The sequence below is a fragment of the Acidaminococcus sp. CAG:542 genome (assembly GCF_000437815.1).
GTDB lineage: Bacteria > Bacillota > Negativicutes > Acidaminococcales > Acidaminococcaceae > Acidaminococcus.
In genome coordinates, this window is the sequence record NZ_FR902046.1 from 1 (window position 1) to 2,702 (window position 2,702).

Annotated in this window: 2 protein-coding genes; both read left to right on the forward strand. The window is 51.3% G+C overall.

Annotation, left to right across the window (positions count from 1 at the left end; genetic code table 11):
* Positions 1-2,219, forward strand: a 2,219-nt coding sequence (locus QVO43_RS02935; protein WP_288174416.1) for an EAL domain-containing protein, incomplete at its 5' end; no start/stop codon positions are given.
* A 225-nt stretch (positions 2,220-2,444) separates the two neighbouring features.
* A partial coding sequence (locus QVO43_RS02940; RefSeq protein WP_288174418.1) for a PAS domain-containing protein occupies positions 2,445-2,702 on the forward strand: 258 nt, incomplete at its 3' end.

Genomic DNA, 2,702 nt, shown 5'->3' on the forward strand with positions numbered 1-2,702 from the left:
TCCGGCAGCAGATTGCCGGCAGCCGGAGCAAGTTGGATTTCGTCAATTATCGGGTGTACCGGAAAGACGGTTCCATCCAAAGAGTGGAGGAATTCGGCCATCGGGTATTCATTCCCGGGGTGGGAGCGGTCTTTTATGTGTTTTTCCTGGACAATGACACCAGATACAAAATCTATGATATGGATTCTCTCACCGGACTGCCGGGAAAGAACCGGTTCATGAAGCGGGCTTCCCGGCTCATGGAGCTGGCCAGGCTGGATCCCCGGGCCCAGAAACTGGCTCTGGTGTATGTGAATGTCCACAATTTCAACCGGTACAATATGCGCAACGGAAGCGAAAAAGGCAACCGGTTCCTGGTCCAGATGGCGGATGTGCTTCGGGAAAGCTTCCCCAACAAACTGATTTCCCGGTTCATGGATGATCATTTTGTGGTGCTCACCAGTCTTCCTTCTCTGAAAAAACAGATTCCTGTGATTTCCAGCCGGGTCCGCCGATTCCATGATTCTCACCGGATGGACGTGAAATTCGGCGTTTATCCGGTGGAAGACCGCAGTGTTTCAGTGGAAAGCGCCTGTGGCATGGCCCAGCTGGCCTGCGACAGCATCAAGGAGATCCCGGACCGGCATGTGTGTTTTTACACCAAAGCCATGGGAGAAGAACGAAATCTGCGGAATTATGTGATTGACCATTTCCAGGAGGCTCTGGAAAAACGCTGGATCCAGGTATATTTCCAGCCGGTGGCCCGGACCATTTCCGGGACCATTGCCAGCGTGGAAGCCCTGTCCCGGTGGATGGATCCGGAAAAAGGGATGATATCTCCCGGGGTGTTCATTCCTCTCCTGGAAGAAAGCCGGCAGATCCGGAAACTGGACCTGTACGTACTGGAAGAAATCTGCCGCCTGTACCGGCTCCAGCTGGAAGCGGGGAGAACCGTGATCCCGGCTTCCTTCAACCTGTCTCGGATGGATTTCTTTCAGGAATCCATTTTTGAAGATGTGGAAGAAATCCGGAAGCGGTATCAGGTACCCCGGAATATGCTCTATGTGGAAATCACTGAGAGCGTCTTCGTCCATGAAGGAGACGTGCTCCATCAGGAAATCCAGCGGTTCCGGCAGGCCGGATACGAAGTATGGATGGATGATTTCGGCAGCGGGTATTCTTCTCTGAATACCTTGAAAAATTATCGCTTTGATGAAATCAAAATCGACATGGCCTTTTTGTCCCAGTTTACGGAAAAATCCCAGAACATCATCAAGGCCATTATCCGGATGGCCAAAGAAATCGGCATCCACACCCTGATGGAAGGGGTGGAGACCCGGGAACAGGCGGAATTTGCCCGGTCCATTGGCTGCGAACTGATCCAGGGATATTATTACGGACGGCCCATGTCCTTTGAAGAACTGAAGCAGATGTACCGGGAGAAACGCTGGCAGGTGGAAACGCCTGAACTGCGTCAGTACTACGGGAAACTGGGGTCCATCGACTTTCTTACAGACAGGCCCATGGCGGTGGCGGAGGTGGCCGGGAATCGGTTCCGGTATCTTTTTGCCAATGAGGAATACCGGAATACCATCCGGGCTGCGGGCATGGAAAGCCTCCGGCAAACGGAAGTGTTCGTCAATGCCCTGGCAGGACCCATCAGCAAAAACATCCACAGTTTCCTGCACGATGTGATCCATACCAGCAGCGAAAAGACGCTGACCTATACGGTGAACGGCCGGTATATGCGGCTGGAGGCCAGTTATCTGGCTTCTCATGACAAGCATCACCTGCTCCTTCTGTACCTGACCAATTTCACCATCCAGGAAGATCAGAATGCCAGCGACAGCCTGGACTGGGTCAACCGGAACCTGCTGTACCTGTACCAGAATGTATCCCTGGTGGATATGGAAAACGATACGGCCGTTCCTCTGGTCATGAATTCTCCCTACCGGAAATATTTTTACCAGAAACGGACAGGTATCCAGGATATAGTCCAGCAGTATACACGGACCATGATCCATCCGGAAGATCAGGAGCGGTTCCTGACTTTCAATGAATTGGATTCCATGATGGGACGGATCCGGAAAAGCCCGGAAGGGATGATTTCCGGCGGTTTCCGGACCCTTGGCAACGACGGGGAGTACCACTGGGACATCCATTCCATTTTTCCGGCCATCCGGAAGGGAAAGGTGTATCTGTTGTATACGGCGAGACATTTTCCCAAGGCTAACGCATAACCCGTTATCTTGCCGTCCAACTGAGAGAAATCCATAGGGGGTGTTGCACAGAATGTGCAGCTCCCTTTTTTATCGTTCATCAATGGACAATCATATAAAAAACAATTATAATGAAACAGTATGACTGTTATTTTTGTCAATTTTACATAATAAATTGAAAAATCCGGAAGACAAAAGGTGAAACTTGGACGGGAAGTTGACCGGACCGGAAGAAGGGTGATGCCTATGATACAGGAAGAGAATTTGGATTTGATCCTCCAGCAGATTCCTGACCATCTGCCTGGAGGTGTTTTGATTTACCGGGACAATAAGCGGGAAGAAATTCTCTATGCCAATCCCGAAATGATTTCCATGCTGGGATGTTCCTCTTTTGACGAATTCCTGGAACTGACAGAAGGATCCTTTGCCACCCTGGTCCATCCTGAGGACAGGGGACGTGTGGAACGGGACATCCGGCAGCAGATTGCCGGCAGCCGGAGCAAG